A 537-nucleotide genomic window follows, 5' to 3' on the forward strand; every position below is an offset into this window, starting at 1 on the left:
TGAAGCCGTAGCGGCGCAGGCCCCAGGCGATGAACGCGTTGTCGAACGGCCAGACGGTGCCGACGTGGTAGCCGAGCGGGTTGTACCGCCCCTCCCCCTGCGCGAGGGTGCGAACCCCCCAGCCGGAGAACAGCCGGGGGCCGAGCAGGTGCTCGGCGATCCTGGCGGCGCGGGACTCCTCGACGATCCCGCTCCACAGCAGGTGACCGATGTTGGAGGAGAGGGCGTCGACCTGGCGTCCGTCGCCGTCGAGGGCCAGCGCGTAGTACTGCCCGTCCTCGATCCAGAAGTCGCGGTTGAAGCGTTGTTTGAGGTCGGCGGCTTGGCGTTCCAGCCGGTCGGCGTAGTCCGGGTCGTTCCAGAACTCGCGGGCCAGGCGGGCGCCGCGGATCTTGGCGTCGTAGGCGTAGCCCTGCAACTCGCAGGTCGCCCGGGGCAGGCTCGGCAGCCGGCCGTCCCGGAACGAGATCGCGTCCCAGGAATCCTTCCAGCACTGGTTCTCCAGGCCGTTGCGCTCGTTGCGGCGCTGGTACCAGA

General features: G+C 69.8%; 1 protein-coding gene. It reads right to left on the reverse strand.

The window, feature by feature from the left end; genetic code table 11:
• Positions 1-537 (reverse strand): amylo-alpha-1,6-glucosidase (locus tag ACL02O_RS34390; protein ID WP_412822354.1); only part of this gene is annotated, 537 nt, incomplete at both ends.

It is taken from the genome of Micromonospora mangrovicola, assembly GCF_047200535.1.
GTDB lineage: Bacteria > Actinomycetota > Actinomycetes > Mycobacteriales > Micromonosporaceae > Micromonospora.